General features: G+C 61.7%; 23 protein-coding genes. 14 read left to right on the top strand and 9 right to left on the bottom strand.

Features of this window, described 5'->3' with window-relative positions:
- The first annotated feature begins 75 nt into the window (after positions 1 to 75).
- Complete coding sequence (locus HX869_RS24770) at positions 76 to 1,812, top strand: collagen-like triple helix repeat-containing protein (RefSeq protein WP_256736785.1); 1,737 nt, start codon at positions 76 to 78, stop codon at positions 1,810 to 1,812.
- A 175-nt stretch (positions 1,813 to 1,987) separates the two neighbouring features.
- The gene (locus HX869_RS24765; RefSeq protein ID WP_178903792.1) at positions 1,988 to 3,673 is read left to right on the top strand and encodes a ShlB/FhaC/HecB family hemolysin secretion/activation protein; all 1,686 of its coding nucleotides are present in this window, start codon (positions 1,988 to 1,990) and stop codon (positions 3,671 to 3,673) included.
- Between the two features lie 115 nt (positions 3,674 to 3,788).
- Here the strand turns inward: HX869_RS24765 and HX869_RS24760 are convergent, their stop codons facing one another.
- Together HX869_RS24760 and HX869_RS24755 are read right to left on the bottom strand one after the other, a co-directional pair.
- Entirely contained in the window at positions 3,789 to 4,196 is a 408-nt protein-coding gene (locus HX869_RS24760) for a response regulator (RefSeq protein ID WP_003212897.1), read from the bottom strand.
- Between the two features lie 64 nt (positions 4,197 to 4,260).
- Positions 4,261 to 4,452: a Flp family type IVb pilin gene (locus HX869_RS24755; RefSeq protein WP_008438993.1), complete on the bottom strand. Its 192-nt coding sequence runs from the start codon at positions 4,450 to 4,452 to the stop codon at positions 4,261 to 4,263.
- 315 nt (positions 4,453 to 4,767) lie between these two features.
- On the opposite strand from HX869_RS24755, the gene cpaB reads away from it, so the two are divergent.
- The 8 genes from cpaB to HX869_RS24715 are packed head-to-tail and all read left to right on the top strand — an operon-like array spanning position 4,768 to position 12,213.
- Positions 4,768 to 5,703, top strand: coding sequence for a Flp pilus assembly protein CpaB (gene cpaB, locus HX869_RS24750; protein WP_178903791.1), 936 nt, complete (start codon positions 4,768 to 4,770; stop codon positions 5,701 to 5,703).
- Between the two features lie 20 nt (positions 5,704 to 5,723).
- On the top strand, positions 5,724 to 6,947 hold the full coding sequence (locus HX869_RS24745; RefSeq protein ID WP_087693097.1) for a type II and III secretion system protein family protein: 1,224 nt from the start codon (positions 5,724 to 5,726) through the stop codon (positions 6,945 to 6,947).
- A complete protein-coding gene (locus HX869_RS24740; RefSeq protein ID WP_177008345.1) occupies positions 6,944 to 8,134 on the top strand; it encodes a pilus assembly protein in 1,191 nt (396 codons plus the stop codon). The genes HX869_RS24745 and HX869_RS24740 overlap by 4 nt, the downstream gene beginning before the upstream one ends.
- Complete coding sequence (locus HX869_RS24735) at positions 8,131 to 9,402, top strand: CpaF family protein (RefSeq protein WP_008438997.1); 1,272 nt, start codon at positions 8,131 to 8,133, stop codon at positions 9,400 to 9,402. The genes HX869_RS24740 and HX869_RS24735 overlap by 4 nt, the downstream gene beginning before the upstream one ends.
- A gap of 11 nt (positions 9,403 to 9,413) precedes the next feature.
- Entirely contained in the window at positions 9,414 to 10,298 is an 885-nt protein-coding gene (locus HX869_RS24730) for a type II secretion system F family protein (protein ID WP_177022461.1), read from the top strand.
- Position 10,299: 1 nt separating this feature from the next.
- Positions 10,300 to 11,184, top strand: a complete 885-nt coding sequence (locus tag HX869_RS24725; protein ID WP_087693099.1) for a type II secretion system F family protein — start codon at positions 10,300 to 10,302, stop codon at positions 11,182 to 11,184.
- Positions 11,185 to 11,195: 11 nt separating this feature from the next.
- Positions 11,196 to 11,918 (top strand): tetratricopeptide repeat protein, encoded by a 723-nt coding sequence (locus HX869_RS24720; protein WP_178903790.1) that lies wholly within the window; start codon positions 11,196 to 11,198, stop codon positions 11,916 to 11,918.
- A gap of 22 nt (positions 11,919 to 11,940) precedes the next feature.
- Positions 11,941 to 12,213, top strand: a complete 273-nt coding sequence (locus HX869_RS24715) for a DUF3613 domain-containing protein (RefSeq protein WP_177008343.1) — start codon at positions 11,941 to 11,943, stop codon at positions 12,211 to 12,213.
- Here the strand turns inward: HX869_RS24715 and HX869_RS24710 are convergent.
- Together HX869_RS24710 and HX869_RS24705 are read right to left on the bottom strand one after the other, a co-directional pair.
- Complete coding sequence (locus tag HX869_RS24710) at positions 12,210 to 12,998, bottom strand: response regulator transcription factor (protein ID WP_003212915.1); 789 nt, start codon at positions 12,996 to 12,998, stop codon at positions 12,210 to 12,212. The genes HX869_RS24715 and HX869_RS24710 overlap by 4 nt on opposite strands.
- A gap of 114 nt (positions 12,999 to 13,112) precedes the next feature.
- Positions 13,113 to 13,598 carry a prepilin peptidase gene (locus HX869_RS24705; RefSeq protein WP_003212917.1) on the bottom strand — a complete coding sequence of 162 codons (486 nt, stop codon included), beginning with the start codon at positions 13,596 to 13,598 and terminating at the stop codon, positions 13,113 to 13,115.
- Between the two features lie 71 nt (positions 13,599 to 13,669).
- On the opposite strand from HX869_RS24705, the gene HX869_RS24700 reads away from it, so the two are divergent.
- A complete protein-coding gene (locus tag HX869_RS24700; protein ID WP_003212919.1) occupies positions 13,670 to 14,110 on the top strand; it encodes a TadE/TadG family type IV pilus assembly protein in 441 nt (146 codons plus the stop codon).
- Positions 14,107 to 16,854 carry a PAS domain-containing sensor histidine kinase gene (locus HX869_RS24695; RefSeq protein ID WP_178903789.1) on the top strand — a complete coding sequence of 916 codons (2,748 nt, stop codon included), beginning with the start codon at positions 14,107 to 14,109 and terminating at the stop codon, positions 16,852 to 16,854. The genes HX869_RS24700 and HX869_RS24695 overlap by 4 nt, the downstream gene beginning before the upstream one ends.
- Here the strand turns inward: HX869_RS24695 and HX869_RS24690 are convergent.
- The 5 genes from HX869_RS24690 to HX869_RS24670 all read right to left on the bottom strand — a co-directional run bounded on the left by HX869_RS24690 (position 16,851) and on the right by HX869_RS24670 (position 21,286).
- Positions 16,851 to 18,872 (bottom strand): pilus assembly protein TadG-related protein, encoded by a 2,022-nt coding sequence (locus HX869_RS24690; protein WP_256344538.1) that lies wholly within the window; start codon positions 18,870 to 18,872, stop codon positions 16,851 to 16,853. The two genes, HX869_RS24695 and HX869_RS24690, sit on opposite strands and share 4 nt — an antisense overlap.
- A 129-nt stretch (positions 18,873 to 19,001) precedes the next feature.
- A complete protein-coding gene (locus HX869_RS24685; protein ID WP_003212927.1) occupies positions 19,002 to 19,559 on the bottom strand; it encodes a DUF4136 domain-containing protein in 558 nt (185 codons plus the stop codon).
- Between the two features lie 45 nt (positions 19,560 to 19,604).
- On the bottom strand, positions 19,605 to 20,210 hold the full coding sequence (locus HX869_RS24680; protein WP_008439011.1) for a DUF4136 domain-containing protein: 606 nt from the start codon (positions 20,208 to 20,210) through the stop codon (positions 19,605 to 19,607).
- A 24-nt stretch (positions 20,211 to 20,234) separates the two neighbouring features.
- Positions 20,235 to 20,984, bottom strand: coding sequence for a methyltransferase domain-containing protein (locus tag HX869_RS24675; RefSeq protein WP_178903788.1), 750 nt, complete (start codon positions 20,982 to 20,984; stop codon positions 20,235 to 20,237).
- Positions 20,981 to 21,286 (bottom strand): MazG-like family protein, encoded by a 306-nt coding sequence (locus HX869_RS24670; protein WP_087693104.1) that lies wholly within the window; start codon positions 21,284 to 21,286, stop codon positions 20,981 to 20,983. The genes HX869_RS24675 and HX869_RS24670 overlap by 4 nt, the downstream gene beginning before the upstream one ends.
- 162 nt (positions 21,287 to 21,448) lie before the next feature.
- Between HX869_RS24670 and HX869_RS24665 the strand changes: the two genes are divergently transcribed.
- Complete coding sequence (locus tag HX869_RS24665; RefSeq protein ID WP_003212934.1) at positions 21,449 to 21,739, top strand: hypothetical protein; 291 nt, start codon at positions 21,449 to 21,451, stop codon at positions 21,737 to 21,739.
- A 294-nt stretch (positions 21,740 to 22,033) separates the two neighbouring features.
- A complete protein-coding gene (locus HX869_RS24660; protein ID WP_023659366.1) occupies positions 22,034 to 22,336 on the top strand; it encodes a DUF6124 family protein in 303 nt (100 codons plus the stop codon).
- The last annotated feature ends 109 nt before the right edge of the window (positions 22,337 to 22,445 follow it).

Here is a 22,445-nt window from a genome sequence, read left to right as displayed (position 1 = left end):
CGAATGTATCGCTGCCCCTAGAAACAGCGAACTTCGAAAACAACAAAGGCTGTACCAGGTGCAAGGAACTCAATCATGAAAACTCAAGTCGTGTTGTGGAAAGCAAGTACCGCGCTGGCCCTGATTCTGGCAGTAAGCCTCGGAGGCTGCAGCAGCGGTGGTGGTGGTCATCACAGTAGCGTCGCAGCCTCCTCTCCGGATGCTGGCGGCGGTACTGGCGGTGGAACAGGTGGAGGCACCGGCGGCGGTACCGGTGGTGGCACTGGCGGCGGCACTGATGGAGGTACCGGTGGTGGCACCGGCGGCGGCACTGGTGGAGGTACCGGTGGTGGCACCGGCGGTGGCACTGGTGGAGGTACCGGTGGAGGTACCGGTGGAGGCACCGGCGGCGGTACTGGTGGAGGTACTGGTGGAGGTACCGGTGGTGGCACCGGCGGCGGCACTGGTGGAGGTACCGGCGGTGGTACCGGTGGCGGCACTGGCGGTGGTACTGGCGGCGGCACCGGCTCGACCACTCCCCTGGTCACCGGCCAGGTAGTAGGCGCTGTGGGCGGTGTCGTCGGTAATGTCGGCACCACGGTAGGTAACCTGGGCACAACCCTGACCACGGTTCCCATTGTCGGCACCACTGCCGGCGGGCTGGTCACCGCGACAGGCACCGCCGTCAACAGTATCGGCGGCGGCTTGAGCAACGGCCTGGGCACGCTGGGTACCAATAGCAACTCCGTGGGCACAACCGTTGCCGGTGTGGCCGATGGCGTTGCCGACCTGGGCACCGGCGTTTCCAACACCGGCAAATCCCTGGGCACCACCCTTGGCGGCATTCCCGTCGTCGGCGGCTTGACCGGTGGCGTTGGCGGTGCGGCAGGTGGCGTGGTTGATCAGGTCGGCCAGGCCGTCACCATGCTCGGCGATACCTTGAGCACTGCCAGCACCACCGGGCCATTGGGCAGCGTGACCAATACGGTGGGTAAAAGCGTATTGGTACCGGTGGTCTCCCTGGTGGAAAACACCACCGGCAACCTGGGCAATAAAACAGGCCTGGGCAACCCGGTCGGCGGCGTACTGGATAAAGTCGGCTCCACTGTCACCGGCCTTGGCGGCCAGGTGGCCAGCGCCGGCGGCGCAGGCAACCCTGTCGGGACACTCGTCGGTGGCGTGTTGACTGGCGTTGGCACCACCCTTGATAAGTCGAGCGGTTACGTCAACCCGGCTACCACGACCCCTCAATCGGGCCTGCCTGAACTCGTCGGCGGTCTTGTCGCCAACGTCGGCAACGGCCTGAATGCCGGCAACACCAACGGCACTGTCAGTGCAGCCGGTGTAACCGGTGGCCAAGTGGGTAACACCGTCGCGTCGCTCGGCACCCTGATCGGTGGCAATGGCGTGGCCAACACTGCAGCCACGGCTCCTGTTGCAGGCCTGGCGACCAATGTCGGCACCGCACTCAACCCAGTGACCTCGGGTGTTGCCAACCTGACGCAAAACATCGGCACCAGCACCGGGATCGGCGCACCGGTGAATGGTCTGGTTACCCAGGTCGGCGGCGCAGTCAGCAGCCTGGGCACCAACCTGACGGCGGCGAATGCCAATCCGGTGACTAACGCTGTGGGCGGTACCCTGAATGCCGTCGGCAATACCGTCGGCTCGGTGGGTGGCCTGGTAACCGGCGGCACCAGCAGTAACGGTGGCGGTCTGCTCGGTGGCTTGAACGTGGGTGCCGGTGCCACCGCTACGGGCACTGCCAATGCAAATGCAAACACAGGCGGCGGCCTGGGAGGTCTGCTCGGTGGGCTGACCGGCAAAAAATAGAATTGCACCTGGCCATTAGACGGCCTCCCCTACAGCGCCTACGCTTGGTTGAGACGAGAGATTCCAACGAGTCTCTCGTCTTTTTTATTGGCCAATGAATGGCTTTGCGAACCGTGTCCCAGAACCCGGCGGGCCTAGCGAAAACGCTGCAGCAGTTTTGACCATGGAGTGTCCTATGCGCGCCTTGACGCCTTTGTTTCTGCTCACCCTCATTGCTGCCAGCGTCCATGCCGAGACCCTGCCCAGCTACCTCAACAGCAACGACACCATTCGCAACCTGCCGGTACCCAACCTCCCCGCCGATGCCTATCGCCCGGTCACCCCACAGACCCAACTGCCCGAGCCGGCGGCAACCCAGGGCCAGCCATTGTTGATGGACACCAAAGTGACCATCCGCAAGCTGCAAATCGACGGTGGGACGATCTACCCGCTCCAGGATGTGGCCAAGGTTTTCGAACCGCTGATTGGCCATGAAACCAACCTGGCACAACTGATCGAAGCCACCCGCGGCATCACCCGCCGCTACCAGCAGGACGGCTATCTGTTGTCCTACGCGTACCTGCCCGACCAGCGCTTCGAAAACGGCCTGGTGCGCGTGGTGCTGGTGGAGGGCTACATCAAGGATTACAACGTGCAGGGCGACATTGGCTCGGTCTCGACCTACGTCGACAAACTGGCGGCCAAGCTGCTGGCCGAGCGCCCGCTGACCCGCAAGACCTTCGAACGCTACACCACCTTGATGGGCCGCATTCCAGGTGTAACGCTGCAGGCGCAAGTACCGCCGCCGGGCACCACCGATGGCGGCACGCGCATGCAGATCCAGGCCTCGCGCAAACCCTTCACCAGCAGCATGAGCATGACGGACGACAGCCGTGGCGGCCTGCAAGCCCTGATCACCGGCACCAGCAATTCCCAGACATCCATGGGCGAACAACTGAGCGTCAGCGGCCTGTTCCCGCCCGGCGAGGACAAGGAGCACTACTACCGCCTGGGCTACAGCCAGTTCGTGAATGCCGAGGGCACTCAACTGGTGGTCAACGCCGAGCGCTACCGCGCCGACCCGCGCAGCAATGTGCAGCTGGACGGCGGTTTTGAACTCAAGCCACACCAGGAGGTTGACCGCTACTCCGTCGGCCTCAGCCATCCGCTGATTGCCTCCCCCACCGAGTCATTGACCCTGGGCACGCGACTCTATGCCGTGGACCAGACCACCCGCTATCAACTGGTGGGTTTCCCGCAACGTTTCGACCTGGAAACCAACCTGCGCGCCCTGGCGTTCGAAGGTGACTGGCGCAAATCCGACACGCGCCAACTGCGCATTGTCAGCGCCGGCCTGTACCAGGGCATCGACGGCCTCGGCGCCAGCACCCGGAGTGACTTCGAGGGCATAAAACCCGACATCGACTTCTTCCGCCTGCGCGTCTCGGGCGTACAGAGCGACAAGTTCTTCGACAACTGGCAAGGCGTGGCATCGGGTGCCTTCTACTGGAGCAACGACACCCTGCCCGACAGCGAACGCGCGACGTTCGGCGGGCAGAATTTCGGGCGTGGCTACCCGGATGACCAGGGCTCGGGCGACAAGGGCTGGGGCGTGGCGTATGAGGTCAACTACAGCTTCAACCGCAGTGGCGAGTGGGTAAAAATCCTGCAGCCGTACGTGGTGCTCGACAAGGCCAAGACCTGGTTCAACGAACTGCCGGCCAAGGGCAACAACATGTCATCGGCAGCGGTGGGCCTGCGCTTCGGGGATAACAAGTACTACAACATCGCGCTGGAAGCGGCCAAGCCAATGTCGGATATCGCCCTGGACAGCTTCAATCGGCGGCCACGGTATACCCTGAGTTTCAGCTACCAACTCTGAACCCTGTGGGAGCGAGCTTGCTCGCGAAGAACGTCCAGACAACGCGGGGAACCAGACTGCCCGCGTTATCGTTGACGTTTTTCGCGAGCAAGCCCGCTCCCACACAAGCTCGCTCCTACATCAGCCTGATTTTGGGGATGGGGAAGAGGTTGTTGAGGGTATCGATCAAGCGCACCAGGTAGATCGGCTTGCGGAACAGGTCCAACACCTGCAGGCGCAGCATGTCACTGACATCATCCATCTCGGCGTGGCCGGACATGACGATCACCGGCAAGTGCTGGCGAGCGGTGTGTTCGCGCAGACGCTTGATCAAGGAAATACCGCTTTCCTCGGGCATGCGCAGGTCGGTAATCACCAGTGCGATATCGGGGTGCAGGGTCAGCTCCTGCAAGGCAAAGGTGACCGAGGTCGCGGTAAAACAGACAAAGCCTTCATTCTCCAGCGACTCGGCCAGTTCAATAAGGGCGTCCTCTTCGTCATCCACCAAAAGGATTTGTTGCCGGGGAGCCGAAGAGGAGTTCATGTGGAAATGCCTGATACGCAATAGATCATTCAGCGGAACCTGCACGTTTAGGCGAGTACCGGGGTCAGGTATGAATGCCGGCCTGTATCGAGTTGAAGACGCCGGTTATGGCCGTCCGGATAGGTGTAATAAAAGCAGCCAGCGCCACAGCGACCATCGCCGCAACCAGTGCGTATTCGATACCCGATGCGCCCTCTTTGGAATAGAAAAAAATCTGGACTTTGATGAAACCCATGCGAATAAGATCAAGGAACATAATGACTTCTCCTTTGCGCCCACGGCGCTGGTATCGCGGCATCACAAAAATGATTTCGGTGTGCCACTAGAGCATTGTCAACAAACCCCAGACCAACAACTGTAAGAACTGATTAATCACAAAGTATTAGTCGGCCGGCTGACGCCAAAAATCCAACTTTCGCAGAGGTTTCTGGAGATATTTTTCGCCCGGTAATGGCGTTTTGTCTTAGCTGAACTACCTTCAAATAGCGAAATAGTTAGAAGCTTGAAGCGATTCGGATACGCAAGCATTAGTGGGAACAGCAGTGGATGCAGCAGGAAAGGGAGAGCCTTCATGAACAGTCGGATTAGCTTGATCCTCGCCGGGCTGCTGTTGGTAGGTGCACTGATTGCAGGCTACTGGGGCCTGGTACTCAGCCGCCCTGCCCCTGTCGCACCGCCCGTGCCTCAATCACCTGAAGTCGTGCAACCCGTAGCCGAAGACCAGACCCGCCAACCCGTGGTGGTGCTGGCCCATGACGTTGCACCTTTTGTTGCGCTCACCGCCGCCGACCTGACCCTGGAAAAACTGCGCACGGTTCCCGCCGGCAGCCTCACCAGCCTCGACCAGGCCGTGGGCAAGATCCCGTGGCGGCCGCTGTCGGCCGGGACCTGGCTGACCGAGGAGAGCTTCAACTCCGGCGGCACCGTGGCGCGAATGATCCGCCCTAACGAACGCGCGCTTGCCGTCGCCGTGGATGAAGTGATCGGCGCCAGCGGGCAACTCTCCCCGGGGGACTATGTGGACGTCCTGCTCTTCCTGCGCCAGGAAGCCAGCAACCCGCAGCAGTCCGCACAAATCGTGGTGCCCGCCTTGCGCCTGCTGGGCGTCGGCGATCAACTGGGGCTGACCAACGACGGCACGCCCGGCTCCGTGCCACCGACCACCCCCGACGAAAAACTCAAGGCGCAGCAGAGTCGCGCCAGCGCACGTACGGTACTCCTCGCGGTACCGGAGGAGCTCCTGAGCCGGCTGATGCTCGCAGCCCAGTCCGGCGTACTGCGCCTGGCTGTGCGCAGTGCCGACGAACAACTGCTGAGCCAATACTGGGCCGGTGAAACGGAGTCCGCGACCCACCTGGAAAACACCCGGCGCGAGCTCTACCAGTTCAACCAGCTGGCCTTCAGCACAGCGCCGGTCAACGGCCTTAGTCCCGCTGGCAATGGTGCGCCAAGGCGTTCAGGCGTCGAAGTAATACGTGGCAATCAGGTTACCCAACAAACGCCCTGAAAGAGCTAAGGATGCCTTGAATGAGCAGTCGTTTCGTGTGGTCTTTTTCGCGAATTTTCTGGGCACTTCTCACCCTGAGCCTGCCTGTCGGCGTTGCACTGGCAGCACCCGGCAACTGCACGGGCCTGGGCCAGCTGCCGGCGGTGCTGGAGGTGGGTGAAGGCGCTCAACAGGCTATCCAGTCGCCGGTGCCGATTACGCGGCTGGCCATTGGCGATCCGAAAGTGGCCGATGTGCAGGTCAACGGCAACCAGGCGTTCCTGCTCACCGGCATCGCCTCGGGCACCACCAGCCTGATGGTCTGGACGGCCTGCTCCAGCAGCCCGCGCCAAAGCATGGTGTTCGTCAAGGGCAAGGCCACGTCAGCCCTGACCAGCCTGGCCCTGGCGCCGTCCGATGACCCGACGCTGCCCAGCCAGGTGCAAACCGACATCCGCTTTGTAGAAGTGAGCCGCACCAAACTCAAGGAGGCCAGTACCTCGATCTTTGGCCGGGGCGGCAACTTTCTGTTCGGCGCCCCGAACAATGTTGCCAACCCCGCGGCCACAGGATTCCGTGGGCTCCCGGTGAACAACGACACCTTCAACATCGGCTTTGGCGGCGGCCGTGTCTCGGCCATGATCAACGCCCTGGAAAGCAGCGGCTTTGCCTACACCCTGGCCCGGCCGAGCCTGGTGGCGCTCAGTGGACAAAGTGCGACCTTCCTCGCCGGTGGTGAAGTACCGATCCCGGTGCCCAGCAGCGGCAGCAACACCATCTCCATCGAATACAAAGAGTTCGGTATTCGCCTGACCCTGACCCCGACCGTCATCGACCATGGGCGAATTTCCCTGAAGGTCGCGCCAGAGGTCAGTGAGCTGGACTACACCAACGCGGTCAACATCCAGGGTATCTCCGTGCCGGCGCTGACCATCCGGCGTACCGACACCAGCATCTCCCTGGCCGACGGCGAAAGCTTCGTGATCAGCGGCCTGATCAGCACCAACAACACCTCCAGCGTCAGCAAATTCCCGGGCCTGGGTGACATCCCGATCCTCGGTGCATTCTTTCGCGACTCCAGCATCAATCGCCAGGAAAAAGAGCTGCTGATGATCGTCACCCCGCACCTCGTGCAGCCCTTGGCGGCCAACGCCCAACTGCCTTCGTTGCCAGGGGAAAAGCTGCGCAATTACGACCCTAACTGGTACCGCCTGTATTTCCTCGAAAACGGCAATTTCGACCGCCGCAGTGGACTGTCCGAATGAGTGAGAGCCTGAGCCAGACCTTTTTGGCAATTACCCGCAACACCACGGATCTGGAATGGCTTCAGGGCGCACTCGCGCCCCTGGGGCAAGTGGTCAGCGCCGGTGCCGGCAGCCTCGACGAACTGTTGGCACTGGTAGACGTGACGTTCGCCAACCTGGTGTTCATCGGCCTGGACCGGGAACACGTCACCACCCAGTGCGCCCTGATCGAAGGTGCCCTGGAAGCCAAGCCGATGCTTGCCATTGTGGCCTTGGGCGATGGCATGGACAACCAGCTTGTACTGAACGCGATGCGCGCCGGCGCACGGGATTTCGTGGCCTACGGCTCGCGCTCCAGTGAGGTTGCCGGCCTGGTTCGGCGCCTGAGCAAACGCTTGCCGGCGGTCACCCCGAATACCCATTTGGGCGGGCTGACCGTGCTCTACGGCACCCAAGGCAATGCCGACGGCGCGCTGATCGCCAGCCACCTGGCGCTGGTGGTGCAAAAAAGCGGGCAGCAAACGCTGTTGCTCGACCTGGGCCTGCCACTCGCTGACAGCCTCGCACTGCTGGGGCTGGAGAGTTCTTTTCATTTCGGCGACGCCCTGCGTCACTTGCGGCGCCTGGACTCAACCCTGATCAACAGCGCCTTCACCACCGCCGAAGCCGGTCTGCGCATCCTCGCCTACCACAACAACGACGAGCCCCTGGAACGGACCAGCGCGGCCGAGCTGTACATGTTGCTCAGCGCCCTGCGCCAGCACTTCCAGCACATCGTGGTGAACCTGACCGGCCAACCCGACAGCGAAGCCTTGCGCACCTTTGTCAGCCATTGCGACAAACTGCTGTGGTGCACCGACCAAAGCGTGCCGGACTGCCGCCGCAACCTGGCCGTACTCAACCTGTGGCGGGAAAAAGGCATGAAACTCGACCATGCCCGCCTGCTGGTAGACCGCTACCTAAAGGGGGCCGCCCCGGACTCGGAGGCACTGGGCAAGAGCTTCGGGCTGGAGGTAATCGCCGTCCTGCCCTGGAGCCCGGAAGTGCGCCTGAGTGCCAAGAACCAGGCCCAGACCCTGTTCGCCCTGGCCCCACGGGAAGCCCTGACACAGACGTTGCGCGGCTTGGGTGAGCGCCTGGCAAAACGCTCCGAGGGCCTGGAAAAACCCTCCACCAATTGGCTCAACCGCCTTCTGAGGACCAAATGAACGGCGAGAAGCTGTTTGGCGTCGCCCCGCGCGGCAACGTCGGCAACACTGATCACGACGGCCTGAAGCTGGTGCTGCATCGCTACATCATCGATGCCATCGAGGATTCGGGAAAAAACCTGCTGGAAGGCACACGCCAGTCCCTGGCGCAGTTTGTGATCGACAAGGTGGCCGAATACATCACACGTATGCACCTGGCGATTTCCCGCTATGAGATGGAGCGCCTGGCCGAAGAGATCGTCGATGAGCTGACCGGTTTCGGCCCGCTGGAAGTGCTGCTGCGCGACCCGACCGTCACCGAGATCCTGGTCAACGGCCCGCACCGGGTATTCGTCGAACGCGATGGCCTGCTGCAACAAAGTGACTTGCGCTTCATTGACGACCACCATGTCGAGCGGGTCATGCAGCGCATCCTCGCGCCCCTGGGACGCCGGCTGGATGAGTCGTCACCGATGGTCGATGCGCGCCTGCCCGATGGCAGCCGGGTCAATGCGATCATTCCGCCGATTGCCCTGGACGGGCCGTGCCTGTCGATTCGAAAGTTTCGCAAGGACATGCTTAAAAGCAGCGACCTGGTGGCCATGCAAACCATCGACCAGGCCATTTTCGACTTTTTCAAGGAAGCCGTCGGCAAGCGCTGCAACATCCTGATCAGCGGCGGTACCGGCACCGGTAAAACCACACTGCTGAACATTCTCAGCCAGTTGATCAACCCCCGCGAGCGCCTGGTCACCATCGAAGACGTGGCCGAGTTGCAACTGGGCCATCCCCACGTTGTGCGCCTGGAAACCCGCCCGCCCAATGCCGAGGGGCATGGGGAAGTGAAGGCCAGTGACTTGATCCGCAACGCCCTGCGGATGCGCCCCGACCGCATCATCCTCGGCGAGATCCGGGGCGTGGAAGTCATCGATGTGTTGACCGCCATGAACACCGGCCACGACGGCTCGATGAGTACCGTGCACGCCAACAACGCCCAGGACGCCTTGCTGCGCCTGGAAACCCTGGTGGGCCTGACCGGCCGGGTCGTCGCGGAAAAAACCCTGCGGCAAATGATCTGCGCGGCGCTGGATGTGGTGATCCAGCTGACGCGCCTGCCCGATGGCCGCCGCTGTGTCAGCGAAGTGGTGGAAGTGGTGGGCATCCGCGAAGACGTGTACGTCACCAACACCCTGTTTCGCCACGACAAGCGCACCGGCTTTGGCTTCCTGCGCGAAGCGGTCAACCCGGCCGGTGACAAGTTGCGTCACGAAGGTCACCTGCCGGTGTAGGAGGCAACCCGATGATCGGTCCGATTCTGCTCGCCCTGCTCGCCGTGGCCCTTCTGGTGCTGGGGATAAGCCTGATGCGCAACGGTTTGCGCAAGGCCCAGACCGACCGGGTATTGGAACGCCTGGCCGAAGGGCAACCCCAGGCCATGAAAGACAACGCGGTGACCACCAGCCTGGAACGCACGTTTATCCGTGCAGGCCTCGGCCGGCCAACCGAGCGCCTCGGCCTGTGGCTGACCCTGTGGGCCTTTGGCGCCCTGCTGGGGGGGCTCGTGGGCCAGTGGATAGGCTTGTTTGTGATGGTGGCGGCACCGCCCTTGGCACTGCGCCTGTACATCGCCGTACGCTACCAGCGGCGGCTGCGCCGGATGATCGAACAACTCCCGCAATTGCTCGATCACGCCGTACGCAGCCTGAAATCCGGACGCACCCTGGCGGACGCCATCCTGAGCGGAATCGATGCCAGTGACGACCCGTTGAAAAAGTCCATGGGCCGTATCAAGCGCAATGTGCAATTGGGTGTCAGCCTGCCGGAGGCCGCTCATGACTATGCCGAGTTTTATGAACAGGATGAATTGCGCCTGTTTGCCCTGGGCCTCAAGGTCAACCACCGCTACGGCGGCAACGCCAGTGAGCTGCTGGAAAACCTGATCAAGATGATCCGCGAGCGCGACCAGGGCGCACGGCAATTACGCGCCATGACCGGTGAAACCCGGGTGACCGCGCTGGTGCTGGCGGTACTGCCGGTGAGTGTCGCGGGCTACTTCCTGCTCGTTAATCCGACGTACCTGATGGCCATGTGGGATGACCACAGCGGCCAACGCCTGATGCTCGGTGCGTTCGCCTTGCAAGTCATCGGATGCGTGGCGCTGTGGCGCATGTTGCGGAGTATCTGAGATGGCGATACTGATCAGTGCCGTATTGTTTCTTGCCGCATTATCACTGCTGCTGGCGAATATCCTGAGCAGTCGTCGTCAACAACGCGTGGTCGCCCAGCGGCTGCAGGGCGAGCCAAGCCGCAATGACAAAATGAGTGAGTGGTTGCACCAGTTGGGCAGCACCCGGATCGGCCAGCGCACCATCAGCCTCGATAACGAAACCCAAATCCTGCTCAACCGCATGGGCTGGAGAAAAACCAGCCAACGCTCGATGTTCGCCGCTTGCCAGATCGGTTCACCGATAGTTTTGCTGGGGCTGACCGCGATGACACTGGAGCTGTTCTTTCCCGGCACCGAGCATGAGTTTGTGATCTCCCTGCTGGGCCTGATCATCGGCTACCTGCTGCCCAAGCGAATACTGGTGGCACTCGCCAAAAGGCGCCAGGGGAAAATCTCCCGGGAAGTAGCGACCTTCATCCCCCTGGTGCGCATTCTGTTTGAGTCAGGCATGGCCGTGGAGCAGGCGCTGCGGGTCATGGCCTACGACGCGCAAAAGTTGCTGCCGGTACTGACCGCCGAACTGCGCCTGGTGCTGGCACGCGTCGATTCCGGGCTGGAGTTGGGGGAGGAATTGAACAAGGCCAGCCAGATGCTGGACGTCGATGAACTCAGCGACACGTGCCTGATCCTCCAGCAGCTTCTGCATCAGGGCGGCGGGGCGATGAAGTCGCTGCAATCGCTCAAGCAGTTGCTGGATGACCGGCGCCTGACCCGCCTGCAGGAATACATTTCCAAGATGTCCGCCAAAATGTCCGTGGTGATGATGCTGTTCCTGTTTCCCGCATTACTGATCGTATTGGCCGGCCCTGGCTTTATCGCCATCGCCAAAGCCTTCGTGCCTTGAGAGGACATGCAATGAAGACATTGATGGTCGCCTGCAGCCTGTTGTTGTTGAGTGGTTGCGCCAGTAACGGGCAACTGCCGTGGGCGAGTTTCAGCGCGCAGGGCAGTTGTGCCAAGCCCAACTCCGATCAGGAGTTATCGCTGAACCTGGCCGACGACATGGCCAACGAGGGCAAGCTGCACGCCAGCCTGGCCAACCTGCAAAACCTGCCGGACAACCTGCCCCAGGTGCGCCAGCGCCAGGCCAAGGTGTACCGCCTGCTGGGCCGCAGCGAAGCCGAACCGTTGTACCGCAGCCTGCTCGGTACCTGCATGGCTGCCGAAGGCGAGCACGGGCTCGGCCAGCTGGCAGCGGCCAGGGGAGACAACGGCCAGGCCATGGCGCACTTGCAACGCGCGGCCAGGATGTCGCCCACCGACGAGAAAATCCGCAACGACCTGGGCGTGGTGTACCTCAATCAACGGCGCGTGGAAGATGCACGCTTCGAATTCCTGACGGCCATGGAGCTCAAGCAGAGCGATCAACTGGCGGCGATCAATCTGGTGACGCTGATGATCTACCAGGACAACTGGGAACAAGCCGCACAAGTGGCCAGCCGCATGGGCCTGAGCCCGGAACAAGTGACGCAAGCCCAGGCCCGGGCGCAGCAACTCAAGGCGCCCGTCTCACCGACGACAGCGCCAAAAGATCAGGTCGCAACCGTAGGCGACGTGCTGCAAGCGCCGGTCAAATAGGTCTCTAAAGGGAGTACACACGATGAAATTCACACTGCTCGCCACGCTGCTGTTCGCCAGCCTGCCGCTGACGGTGCTGGCTATTGAGCCGGGGCCTTCTTCGCCACAGCAAAAACAGACCGAAGGCTGGCTGCAACTGCAGGTCAGTGGCGAACGCGCATCTCCCATCCGGCAGAAGGCCACGCCCGCTGAACGCGACCAGGCCATGCAACGCCTGCTGGACAGTTACAAATACCCTATTCCTGAGTACTACGACCAGAAACTGGGCGGCAACACCCCAGGCAGCAACAACTAATGCGCAGTGACGCGCTGGCGCGCCGCAGAATTGTTCGGCGATAACGCCAGCGCCAACTGGGTTCGGTTGTGCATATGGGTCAGGCGCAGCACTTGGGACACGTAGAGTTTCACGGTGTTTTCAGTGATGCCCAGCTCACAGGCAATCTGGTAGTTGGTCTGGCCCTTGCCTACCAGCCTTGCGACATCCAGTTGGCGGGGCGACAACTGATTGAAGATCGCCGGTATTTCAACCCGGTCAGTGTCGCTGACTTCACCCTCGGCTTCAGTCGACAGGCCGGATTGCGGACTGCTGCGCACCTTGTCGAGGTCATGATAAAGGTCATCGATGGACGCCGAGAGAAACTGCAGCTTCTGGTTCAGGTGCCCCAGGTCGAGATCTTTCTGCCGGTCCTGCAGCGCGACCACCTGGCGTTGCAACCCTTCGAGCAGCTCGCCCAAATTGATCGGCTTCTGGTAGTAATCGGCAATCCCGGCGCGCAAGGCCTTGATCACGTCCTGCTTGTCTGCACGCCCGGTCAGCATGATGGCCTCAAAGACCCGTTGCTTGCCGGCCAGGTGTTGCAGGGCCTGGACCAGTTCGATGCCATCCATCTCGGGCATATGCAGATCGCACAGCACCAGGCCGATCTCGGCATCGTCGCGAAAACGCTCGATGGCTTCCTGGCTGGATGCGCAAGGGACGCAACGGTAACCGTTGCTTTCAAGAAATTCGCAAAGCTCTTCCACGATCAAAGGCTGATCGTCCACCACGAGCACTTTCACTTGAGAGGTAAGCTTGTTCACGCGCTACTCCATGCCTGGCAAGCAAAAGGACCGATGTATCCATTCCGACCATTTTTCCCATACAACTTACCCATAAACGTAGACGTACTTTCCTACTATGTACATAGCGTTACCCTACGTGGCGACTAATGGGATCCAAAACCAGGACAGGCAAAAACCGATCAGTAAAAACGGCACGAACGGCTGCCTGGCCGAATGTGCCGGATCAAGGTACTGCAAGGTGTTCCTAAGCCCTTGATTCATCAGCGGCCACACCCTGGGCGCCAGCAACAGCCAGGCTGCGCTCGCGAGGCCGGCGCCGATAAAAGTGCCCAGTACGTAGAGGTAGTCGGTTGCCAGCCCCAATGCCGCGATCAGCTTCACGTCACCGGCGCCCAGGCGGCCCAGCGCGTACCCCGGCAGGGTGAACAACAACGCCAGGACAAAGGCCACACCGCCCTCGACAGCCGGTGCACCGAGCCAGGTCGTACCGCTCCAGAACAGGTAACCCAACGCCAGCAAGGCTGCGCCGAGGGTCAAACGGTTGGAGACCTGACGTAGACGGATATCTTGCACAGCGCACAGCGCGAGCCAAACGACCAGGACGAGGCTTTGAATCACGTAAAAAAAATCCCTTTTTGCTGAATGATTCTATGCTGATATCAGGTAGTAGTAGTCAGGGTAGACGAGTCATGAAAAAAGGCCTCGCTAAAAAGCAAAAAGGTGCCGCCGCGCTGGAGTTCGCGATGGTCTTCATGATTTTTTTTGCCATTTTTTATGGCCTGGTCAGCTACAGCTTGCCGTTATTGCTGATGCAGTCCTTTACCCAGGCCGCCGCCGAAGGCGTAAGACGTAGCGTCGCGCTGGACCCCGCCACGCCTGGCTACGTCACGGCACTGCCGCTGCAGGCGGTCAGTGCGGCGCAGGCACAACTGGCGTGGATCCCCTCCCAGTTCAAATTCCTTCCCGGGTACGTGACGGCCGTCTACAACTCGTCAGGCGTGTTGACGGTGTACATCAACTACCCGACGTCCAGCCTCCAAAGTGTGCTGCCGTTCCTGGTACTGCCAGGCATCGGTACCGTCCCCGCCCTGCCTCCCATGCTGTCCGCCCAGTCGAGCATGCAGTTTTGACCTCAGGCGATAAACTCTTCGGCCGCCTGCTCGGACGTGGCAACCAGCTGCCTTCTGACGCACCGGCAGCGATCCCGGCAACCGCCGCGTTGTTGTTCTACCTGGACGCCCAGGGCCGCGTAATGGATGTCCATGGCCCGCTTCGCCATCGACTCGAACACCCCGCGGCGCAACAGCAACAGGCACCCTCGCTGCTCGACTACCTCACTGCGGCGAGCCGCCTGGTGATCGAGGGCACGCCCAGCGACTGGCAGGGGCAAAGCCTGGACCTGGAGCTCAAGGGGCTCGCCGGGCAAACCCTGCATACCCGTGGCTGGGTTCAACCCGAAGGCAAGGGCTGGCTCCTGCAATTGCTGGACATTGGCGACCTGATTGCCCATCGCCAACTCACCCAGGTGCGCGAACACAATCAACGGGTGAGCGACCAGATCAGCGAGCAACTGCGGGTCTGCAGCCTGGTGCGCCTGCCCGAAGTACTGCAAGACACTCTGCAGGCTATTTCCCAGCACTGGCACATCCCCTGCGTCGCCATCGCCTTGCTGGATGAGCAGGGCCAGGCGTGGTGCATCGAGGGCTGTTACACCGCCCACGATGCGCCGGTACTCTGGAGCAACGGCCAAGCCCTGGGCTCCAGCCTCGACAGCCTGGGCGGCACGGCGCCAGTGAGCCTGGAGGTAAACCGTGGCCACAGCGAACACCCACGCCTGCAAGGCCTGTTTGGCAATACCGATGGTTTTCTGGTGCCCTACCGCGACGGACTGGGCGTGGGCGCATGGCTGCTGTGCGGGGTGTATCACCGCCAGGAACACACCAGCGACCGTGACTGGTTGCAACTGACCGCCGCCCTCGCGGCACCGCTGCTCGGCCGCCTGCGCGAACTGCGCCATCAACAGCAGCTGGAACGCCTCGACGCGCTGCAAGGATTGCTCGGCACCGGCTGGTGGGAGCTGTCCCCACACACTGAAGACCTCGAACTCGCCCCACCGCTGCTGCACACCCTGAGCCAAGGCGAGGCCATCACACAGCTGTCGCTACCCATGTGGCTCAAGCTGATTCACCCTGCCGACCGGGAAGAACTCGCCAGCCGCCTGCAAGACCTGAAGACCCTGGGCAAACCGCTGTCCACCAGCGTGCGCCTGCAACGTGCCGACGCGGCGCTTAACCCCATCTGGTATCGCGTGCAGGGGCAAGCGTTGGGCTCGGGTGAGCATCGCCGCCTGGTGGGCTTCATGCTCGACATCAGCGACATAAAAAACCAGGAGCAACAGGCCGCCGCCGCCCACGCACGCCTGGATAACCTGATCGCCAGTTCCCCGGCTGTGATCTATGTGCAGCGCTACGTCGAGGGCACGCTGCAACCGGTGTTCTTCAGCGACAGTTTGCTGCCGCTGCTTGGCCGCACCCTGGCCGACTTCACCCCGGCGACGCTGAACCAGTGGATCCACCCCGAAGACCGCGACCTCTACTTCGACCGTACCCGCCAACTGCTGCGCGAAGGCAGCGTGCGCAGTCGCTACCGGGTGCTCGACACACAGGGCAATTACCACTGGCTGCTGGATGAAGCCCGGCTGCTGCGCGACGACCTCGGGTTGCCCGTGGAAGCCGTGGGCCTGTGGCTGGATGTGACCGAGACGACCCTGGCGGCGCAACGGGTCAAGGAAAGCGAGGAGCGCTATCGAATCCTCGTGGAAGACTCCCCGGCCATGATCTGCCGCTACCTTCCGGACCTGACCCTGACCTTCGGCAACACGCCCCTGGCCAACTACATGGAATGCCTGCCTGGACAGCTGCCGGGCATGAACCTCAGCCAATGGTTGTCGGACGAACAACACGAGGCGTTTGTACTGCGCATCCGCCAGCTCACCCCGGAATTCCCGGTGAGCACCGCCGAAATCAGCCTGCAACTGCCGGGGCGCACACATGCCTGGTGGGTGTGGTCGGACCGGGGCGTGTTCGACGAACAGGGCCAGTTGCAGGAAGTGCAGGCCGTGGGCCGCGACAACACTGAAGTGCGCCGCTCCCAGCAGCAACTGACCCAAAGCGCCAAAATGGCCACCCTCGGCGAAATGGCCACCGGCCTGGCCCACGAGATCAACCAGCCGTTGAATGTGATGCGCATGGCCATCGTCAACGTGCTCAAGCGCTTGAGCAACGGTGATGCACAAATCGACTACCTGACCGAAAAACTCCAGCGTATCGACTCCCAGGTCCAGCGCGCAGCCCGCGTGGTAGACCACATGCGGGTGTTCGGCCGCCGTTCGGAATTCGAACAGCAGCCCTTCAACCCGGCGCAGGCGGTGGAAGGCACCCTGTCGCTGCTCAGTGAAGGCATGCGCGGCAAAGGCGTGGACCTGCGCGTGGCACAGCTAGACGTGACGGTGCAGGTCAAAGGCTATGTCGACCAGCTGGAGCAGGTGCTGATCAACCTGATGGTCAACGCCCGCGATGCCCTGCTGAGCAAACGCGAGCACGACCGCGACCTGCAACCGTGGATCTCGGTGCAGATCGAGCAGGACAGCCGCCACGTACGCATCTGGGTCGAGGACAACGGCGGCGGGATTGACCCGCGGCTGCTGGAGCGGATTTTCGAGCCGTTCTTCACCACCAAGCCGATTGGCGTGGGCACCGGCCTGGGGTTGTCGGTGAGCTACGGCATTGTCGAGAACATGGGCGGCCGGTTGAGCGTCGCCAACAGCGAGCATGGGGCGAAGTTCTGTGTGGAGTTGCCGGTGGTTGAAGCCTAATTCACCAGGGCCGCTTGCCCATGGGGCCGGCAACTGAGATTGGCGCCCACTTCCACCGCGTTCAGGTTAACCCCAAGGTTCGACAACAGGCTGTTCACCACCGGGTCCAGAATAGGGCTGAGCACTCCGCCAATCACGGTGCCCAAGGTGCTGTTGAGCCCGTTGAGCACTGTGCCCGCCGTCGTCAATAACCCTCCCAGCAGATTGAACCCCGTTGGCTTGTAGACCTGGAACTGGATACCGCTCAACGCGTTACTGATCGCGCTGAGAAGGCTGGCTGTCGATGAGGCGTAGTACTGCGGCGGCAGGTTGATTTCCGGCGGTTGGGGGTACGTGTGGGAAGGCAAAGCACTCGTCGCAGCGCCCACCGAGCTATTGATGCTGAGGCCAATACCACCACCGTAAAACGGCTTGCGGGTCGCAGGGTCGCACGTCGTCGGGCCGAGCCCCAGCAAGGGCCTGAAACAGGTAATGGCCCCGATATCCACCACTGGTAAAGGCGGAATCGGATTGAGCACGGTGTTGCTGTTAAACGCGTTGATCAACTGCGGGCTCTGACCAATTTGTACGGTAACAATCGAGGCGTTGGTTTGGGTAGTCAGGGTCTTCGTCGCGTCGCTGACACAGGTAAACCCGGTGACATAGCTTTCCGCCGTACCCAGTTGAAGTACCACGTCTATTCTGGCAGCCGGTGGATTTGAGGAAGACGACAACACCTGCAAACTCGTCATCTGGCAATAGCCACCCAGCAGGCACAACACCGAATTGATTGTTCCGCCCAGGTTCAAGCTCAACAGGTTGTTCAATACGTCGGAAAGCGGTCCGACCAGGCCATTCAACGCGAGGTCCACCGCCGGAGAGCTCAGCACTGGCAGCCCCAGGGTCAGGCCCAGGCTTAGCTGGGCGGTTTTCACATAAATACGCGTCGCTGGAGTCTTGTCCTTGGCATAGGTAGGGTCACCGATCGCCGACAATTGTGGCGGCTGGATCACTTTCAACTGGACCCCGCCGTTAAGCAGGCCCGGGATATTCATGGGGATGGTAGCTACCGCGCCGTTCTTGGTGTTGGCCAGTTGTACAAAGGCTTCGGCCAGTTGAAATACGTTCAAACTGGTGTTCAGCCCCGCCGACACCGCCCCCGTTTGCAGCTGAAGCAGGCTGCCCAGGGTGACATCAAGGTTGCCGATTATCGCGTTGATACTGGTAAGACCGCTGACCGCCACGCTGGTCGTATTGCCTCCGGCACTGAGCACCGTAATGGCTGCGTCGACCAGTTGACTGATCTTGACCGTCTTGGTCAGCAGTTGATCGTAGGCTCCGGCCGTGACGCCCACGTTCAACGCCAGCTGGTTGAGGTAGCTGAGCAAGTTGATGTTGGTGTCTACCAGGCCCTGCCAGCCTGCCACGCTCAGGTTCAGCGAGCCGCCCAAGAGTTGGCCGAACAACAGGTTCAGTGCTGCTGATTTGCTCGAATCCACAGTGACCAGGGTCGATTTGATCGTCAGTTGCGCCTGAGGCGGCAGGATCTTCGGCGCCGCCACCGCGACGGCAGACAACTGGGTGTTGAAGTTGTAGCCGCTACCACTGAACAACGCCCAGACCCCCCCGGCAACGCTGGTCATGATCGGGCGCGAGGCAGTCACCTGGATGGCATCGGTCTTGGTCGCGTCTGCGGAGAACACCCGCTGGTTGGTGGCGCCGGTGGTCAGCACGCCGCATTTCACTATCAGGGCGTTTGCTGGCGGGATGACATAACCGTTGCGCACTGCGCTGGCACCGGCATAGGTGGGCGCGGTATTGGTGGCGGGCAGGCAATCCCCCTTACGCTGCACTGCCTCCAGTGCCGCCATATCGGCAATCCCCTGCAACTGGCGTTTTTCCAGGTACAAACGGCTGCTATCAACCACCAGCAACATGAATACCAGCACCATGCCCAGGGTCAAGACCGCCACCAAGCCAACCGCACCGCGCTGCCTTGCAGGCCCGGCGTGGTGACCGGAACGAAGTCGAAGAGACATCGAGCACTCCTTTGCCGGCACACTGCCGAGCGCTTACTCTCCTGTGTTGCTTGGGAGTGTAGTCAAGAGCGGCGGGGGCTGCAGGCCAGTCGCCATAGATCGACGACTGGCGGAGGGCTGATCACGCGATCAATGCGGCGGGTAGTTGGAAAGCACCTTGGTCACCGTGGCACGAATAGCGGCACTGCGGTCTTGGGGTTCAGGCGAGCTGGCGAGGATCTGCTCATCGCTGCCACGCCACACCAGCTTGCCGTCCTTGCCGTCGAGCAAGTCAATCTGGATGGTCGCGACCTTGTAGGTGATGTTGCGGGTTTCGTTATACATCGGCGCGCCCCAGTAACCATTCCACGGGCCGCCCCAGGCGCCGCCGTAATTGGTGGTGACTTGTTGCTGGCGGTCTTCGACGATCAGGTAGGTCTGTACATTCAGGTCAGCTTTGGTGCCCGGCGCCGCAGGGCGCAGGCCACGCTGGTCGAGCTGCTCGCCCACGGCCTGGCGGATGCGCTGTTCGGTGAGGTCACTCTTGATCCGCGGGTCATCCGGGCGGTATTGCAGCGCGGGTTCTTTCCAGCTCCAGCTGCGGTAGGCGCCAAAGTCCCGGCTGGCGTCGAAATCATGGTTGACCTGGCTGGTCTGGCAACCGCCCAGCAACACAACAACAGCAAGTGCAGCAATACGACGAAGCATGGTTTTTCTCCAAAAGACAATCCGGGCCTGAGATGAGAATAGCTGCTAACTGGGTGGGTAGGCAGTCATTGCCTTTTGCATCGCCTCACGCAGCGAGTCGGCGCGCTCGCTGAGGCTGCCCTGGCTCGTGGTTTCGGCGCTGGTGCTCCATACCGGCTGGCGGGTGCGCGCGTCGAACAGGCTGATGCGCGCCACGGCCACCGTCACTTCATAAGTGCGTACCACCGGCACCGTGTTGTACATGCCGTAGCCGTTGCCGTAGCGGTTATAACCGCCGTAACCATAGCCATAGTCGTCCTGGACCTGGCGCAGGCGTTTTTCCAGGCGCACGTCGGCGCTTACCAGCAGGTCGGGGGCGCGGTTGTCATGCAAGGGGCGCAGGCCGCGCTGGTCGAGGGCGCCGCTGACCGCCTCGGCAATCTGCGCCGAATCCGCCCAGGCCGAGCCCGCCGGCAGCTGGTTGTTGAGCCAGGCCCAACTGCGGTACGCGCCGTAGTCGCGCACCGGCGCCGGGTAGGCGCTGGCATCAAAGGTGTTGGCCGCCTGGGCAGGCGCCGGCGGCATCGGGGCAGATGCCGCCACATACGGGTTGGGGCTTTGGCAACCCGCCAGGCCCAGGCCCAGCAGGATCAGTCCAAGACAGCGCTTCATTTCGACCTCCGCAGACTGGGCCGCTTAAACCGGACGGCAGATCCAGTGCAAATAACGCCCAAGTCCGGCAAAGCTTGGGTGACGACGGTGTGCGAGCTCCATCTCCAACAAATCCTGCAACTCGGCGCGGGCCTGGAATTCCACCGGCATATAGTCGTGGAACACCCGCACGCCACTTTGGGTTTCGACCTGCCACAGGCCCTCTAGTTGCGTCGCCAACTCCCGTGGGTCCAGGGGTTGTTGCGGCGTAAGGCTCTGCTTTTCGCCGGCCATGTCGTTCTTGCGCATTTTGCGGAAGTGGCCTTTGAGCAGGTTGCGGTAAATCAAGGCGTCGCGGTTATAGAAAGCCAGCGACAGCCAGCCACCGGGCGCGGTCAACTGGTGCAGCACCGGCAGGATCGCATGGGGTTCGGCCAGCCATTCCAGCACGGCGTGGCACAGCACCAGGTCATAGGGTTCGGTGAGCTGGCCCAGCAGGTCCTGCCAGGGTGCCTGAATGAAGGTGGCTGTCTGCCCGGCTTCGGCGAAACGCTGGCGCGCGCCTTCGAGCATCGGCTCGGCGGGTTCGGCCAGGGTTACATCGTGGCCGCGCTCGGCCAGCCACAGCGACATATGGCCCAGCCCCGCGCCGATATCCAGTACCCGCAGCGGGCGTTCCGGCAGCGCTTCAATCAGGTCGGCCTGCAGCACCGCCAGGCGAATCGCGCCCTTGGCACCGCCATAGATCTTCTCGGCGAAACGGGTGGCCAACTGGTCGAAATGACGGTCGCTCATTTGGCAAACCGCCGTTCGCTGTCGGCCAGCTTGGCCTTTACCACTTGATCCATGTCCAACCCCAATTCACTGCACAACAGCAGCAGGTACAGCACGATGTCACCGACTTCCTGGCCGGCATGGGCGAGTTTGTCGGCGGGCAACTGGCGCGACTGGTCTTCGCTCAACCACTGGAATATCTCCACCAGCTCGGCCATTTCAACGCTGGCGGCCATGGCCAGGTTCTTGGGGCTGTGGAACTGCTTCCAGTCGTTGGTATCGCGGATGCGGTGCAGGCGTTCGGTGAGGTGATCGAGGTTCATGGGGGGCTCCTGAAGGTGTATAGCTTCGGGCGCAAGCCGCGCGAAGGCAAGTGAATCCCTGCGGCCCGTAAACCTCTATGCTAGAAGGGAACTAGCTTGGGCCAATAACGAACAAAGGCTCAGGTTCGGCAGCTACGCCCACCGTCTTATCAGGACACACACATGCAAACAGACTTTTTCGGATGGCTGGGTCTCAAGATCGGCCAGATCATCCACTTTATCGTCGAGTTGTTCAGCGGGCTGTTCAATACCCTGTCCCACGCGGGCGGCGACTTTGTCGACGGGCTGTCCAGATCCTTGGGGATGGACACCTCGATCATCAGCATCCTCATGCTGATTATCGGCTTGATGCTGCTGTACTCGGCGGTGCGCGCGTTTATGCGGGCTTCAATCATCATGGGGATTATCTGGTTGATGCTCGGGCTCTGGGTGCTCAGTTGGGTGGTGCATTAATAAAGGGCCAGCAGGGTAAATCCCTTTAATTTGAGGGACGTTTCCGAGACAATCTTTCGGCCTTGTGCCTGTTGGGATGGGTGGCTAGTCTTCGGCCCTTCACTGCATATCAGTGATCGGGTTTAGTCGCCCGGAATTAGTGAGCGCAAGTTGTCGCCATGCTTCATGGCGGCTGTGCGCAGGGCACCTTCGGGTGCGCCGGGTTCCACTAGCCGGTCGACTAACCTGCGTACAGCCGCCACCCTCGTTTAGTCGCGCGGGTGTCAGCTCCTTACCTACTAGTGGAGTTACACCATGCATAAGCTCGTCCCCGACCCACCCAGCGACCTCCTCAACGACCGCGCCGCCTTCAATCGCGCCCTCGAACATTACCTGCCATCCCAAGGCTTCCACACCATCAACGAAGACCTGAGCTTCGAAGATTCCCTGCTCTACACCGCCAGCCTGCTCAGCAGCGCCTCGGCGACTGCGCTTGATTGCGGCGAACTGCTGGAAAGCCCGCAGCGCGCGAAGATCCTGGCGGTGTGGCATCTGCTGGAAATTGCCAAGACCACCGTCGACCGCTCCATCGAATGCCTGCACCCGCGCAAAACCTGACACTACGCGGTCAAAAATGTGGGAGCGGGCTTGCTCGCGAAAGCGGTGGATCAGCCAATACATCCGGCGACTGACACACCGCTTTCGCGAGCAAGCCCGCTCCCACATT

It is taken from the genome of Pseudomonas sp. P7779 (genome assembly GCF_013386315.1).
In the GTDB taxonomy this organism is placed as follows: Bacteria; Pseudomonadota; Gammaproteobacteria; order Pseudomonadales; family Pseudomonadaceae; genus Aquipseudomonas.
Note: the sequence above shows the minus strand (reverse complement) of the source record. Positions and strands in the feature narration are given on the sequence as shown.

Bases quoted from the DNA above. Each gene is read 5' to 3' on its own strand.
- HX869_RS24770 (WP_256736785.1), top strand. From the start codon at position 76: ATGAAAACTCAAGTCGTGTTGTGGAAAGCAAGTACCGCGCTGGCCCTG.
- HX869_RS24765 (WP_178903792.1), top strand. From the start codon at position 1,988: ATGCGCGCCTTGACGCCTTTGTTTCTGCTCACCCTCATTGCTGCCAGC.
- HX869_RS24760 (WP_003212897.1), bottom strand. From the start codon at position 4,196: ATGAACTCCTCTTCGGCTCCCCGGCAACAAATCCTTTTGGTGGATGAC.
- HX869_RS24755 (WP_008438993.1), bottom strand. From the start codon at position 4,452: ATGTTCCTTGATCTTATTCGCATGGGTTTCATCAAAGTCCAGATTTTT.
- cpaB (WP_178903791.1), top strand. From the start codon at position 4,768: ATGAACAGTCGGATTAGCTTGATCCTCGCCGGGCTGCTGTTGGTAGGT.
- HX869_RS24745 (WP_087693097.1), top strand. From the start codon at position 5,724: ATGAGCAGTCGTTTCGTGTGGTCTTTTTCGCGAATTTTCTGGGCACTT.
- HX869_RS24740 (WP_177008345.1), top strand. From the start codon at position 6,944: ATGAGTGAGAGCCTGAGCCAGACCTTTTTGGCAATTACCCGCAACACC.
- HX869_RS24735 (WP_008438997.1), top strand. From the start codon at position 8,131: ATGAACGGCGAGAAGCTGTTTGGCGTCGCCCCGCGCGGCAACGTCGGC.
- HX869_RS24730 (WP_177022461.1), top strand. From the start codon at position 9,414: ATGATCGGTCCGATTCTGCTCGCCCTGCTCGCCGTGGCCCTTCTGGTG.
- HX869_RS24725 (WP_087693099.1), top strand. From the start codon at position 10,300: ATGGCGATACTGATCAGTGCCGTATTGTTTCTTGCCGCATTATCACTG.
- HX869_RS24720 (WP_178903790.1), top strand. From the start codon at position 11,196: ATGAAGACATTGATGGTCGCCTGCAGCCTGTTGTTGTTGAGTGGTTGC.
- HX869_RS24715 (WP_177008343.1), top strand. From the start codon at position 11,941: ATGAAATTCACACTGCTCGCCACGCTGCTGTTCGCCAGCCTGCCGCTG.
- HX869_RS24700 (WP_003212919.1), top strand. From the start codon at position 13,670: ATGAAAAAAGGCCTCGCTAAAAAGCAAAAAGGTGCCGCCGCGCTGGAG.
- HX869_RS24690 (WP_256344538.1), bottom strand. From the start codon at position 18,872: ATGTCTCTTCGACTTCGTTCCGGTCACCACGCCGGGCCTGCAAGGCAG.
- HX869_RS24685 (WP_003212927.1), bottom strand. From the start codon at position 19,559: ATGCTTCGTCGTATTGCTGCACTTGCTGTTGTTGTGTTGCTGGGCGGT.
- HX869_RS24680 (WP_008439011.1), bottom strand. From the start codon at position 20,210: ATGAAGCGCTGTCTTGGACTGATCCTGCTGGGCCTGGGCCTGGCGGGT.
- HX869_RS24675 (WP_178903788.1), bottom strand. From the start codon at position 20,984: ATGAGCGACCGTCATTTCGACCAGTTGGCCACCCGTTTCGCCGAGAAG.
- HX869_RS24670 (WP_087693104.1), bottom strand. From the start codon at position 21,286: ATGAACCTCGATCACCTCACCGAACGCCTGCACCGCATCCGCGATACC.
- HX869_RS24665 (WP_003212934.1), top strand. From the start codon at position 21,449: ATGCAAACAGACTTTTTCGGATGGCTGGGTCTCAAGATCGGCCAGATC.
- HX869_RS24660 (WP_023659366.1), top strand. From the start codon at position 22,034: ATGCATAAGCTCGTCCCCGACCCACCCAGCGACCTCCTCAACGACCGC.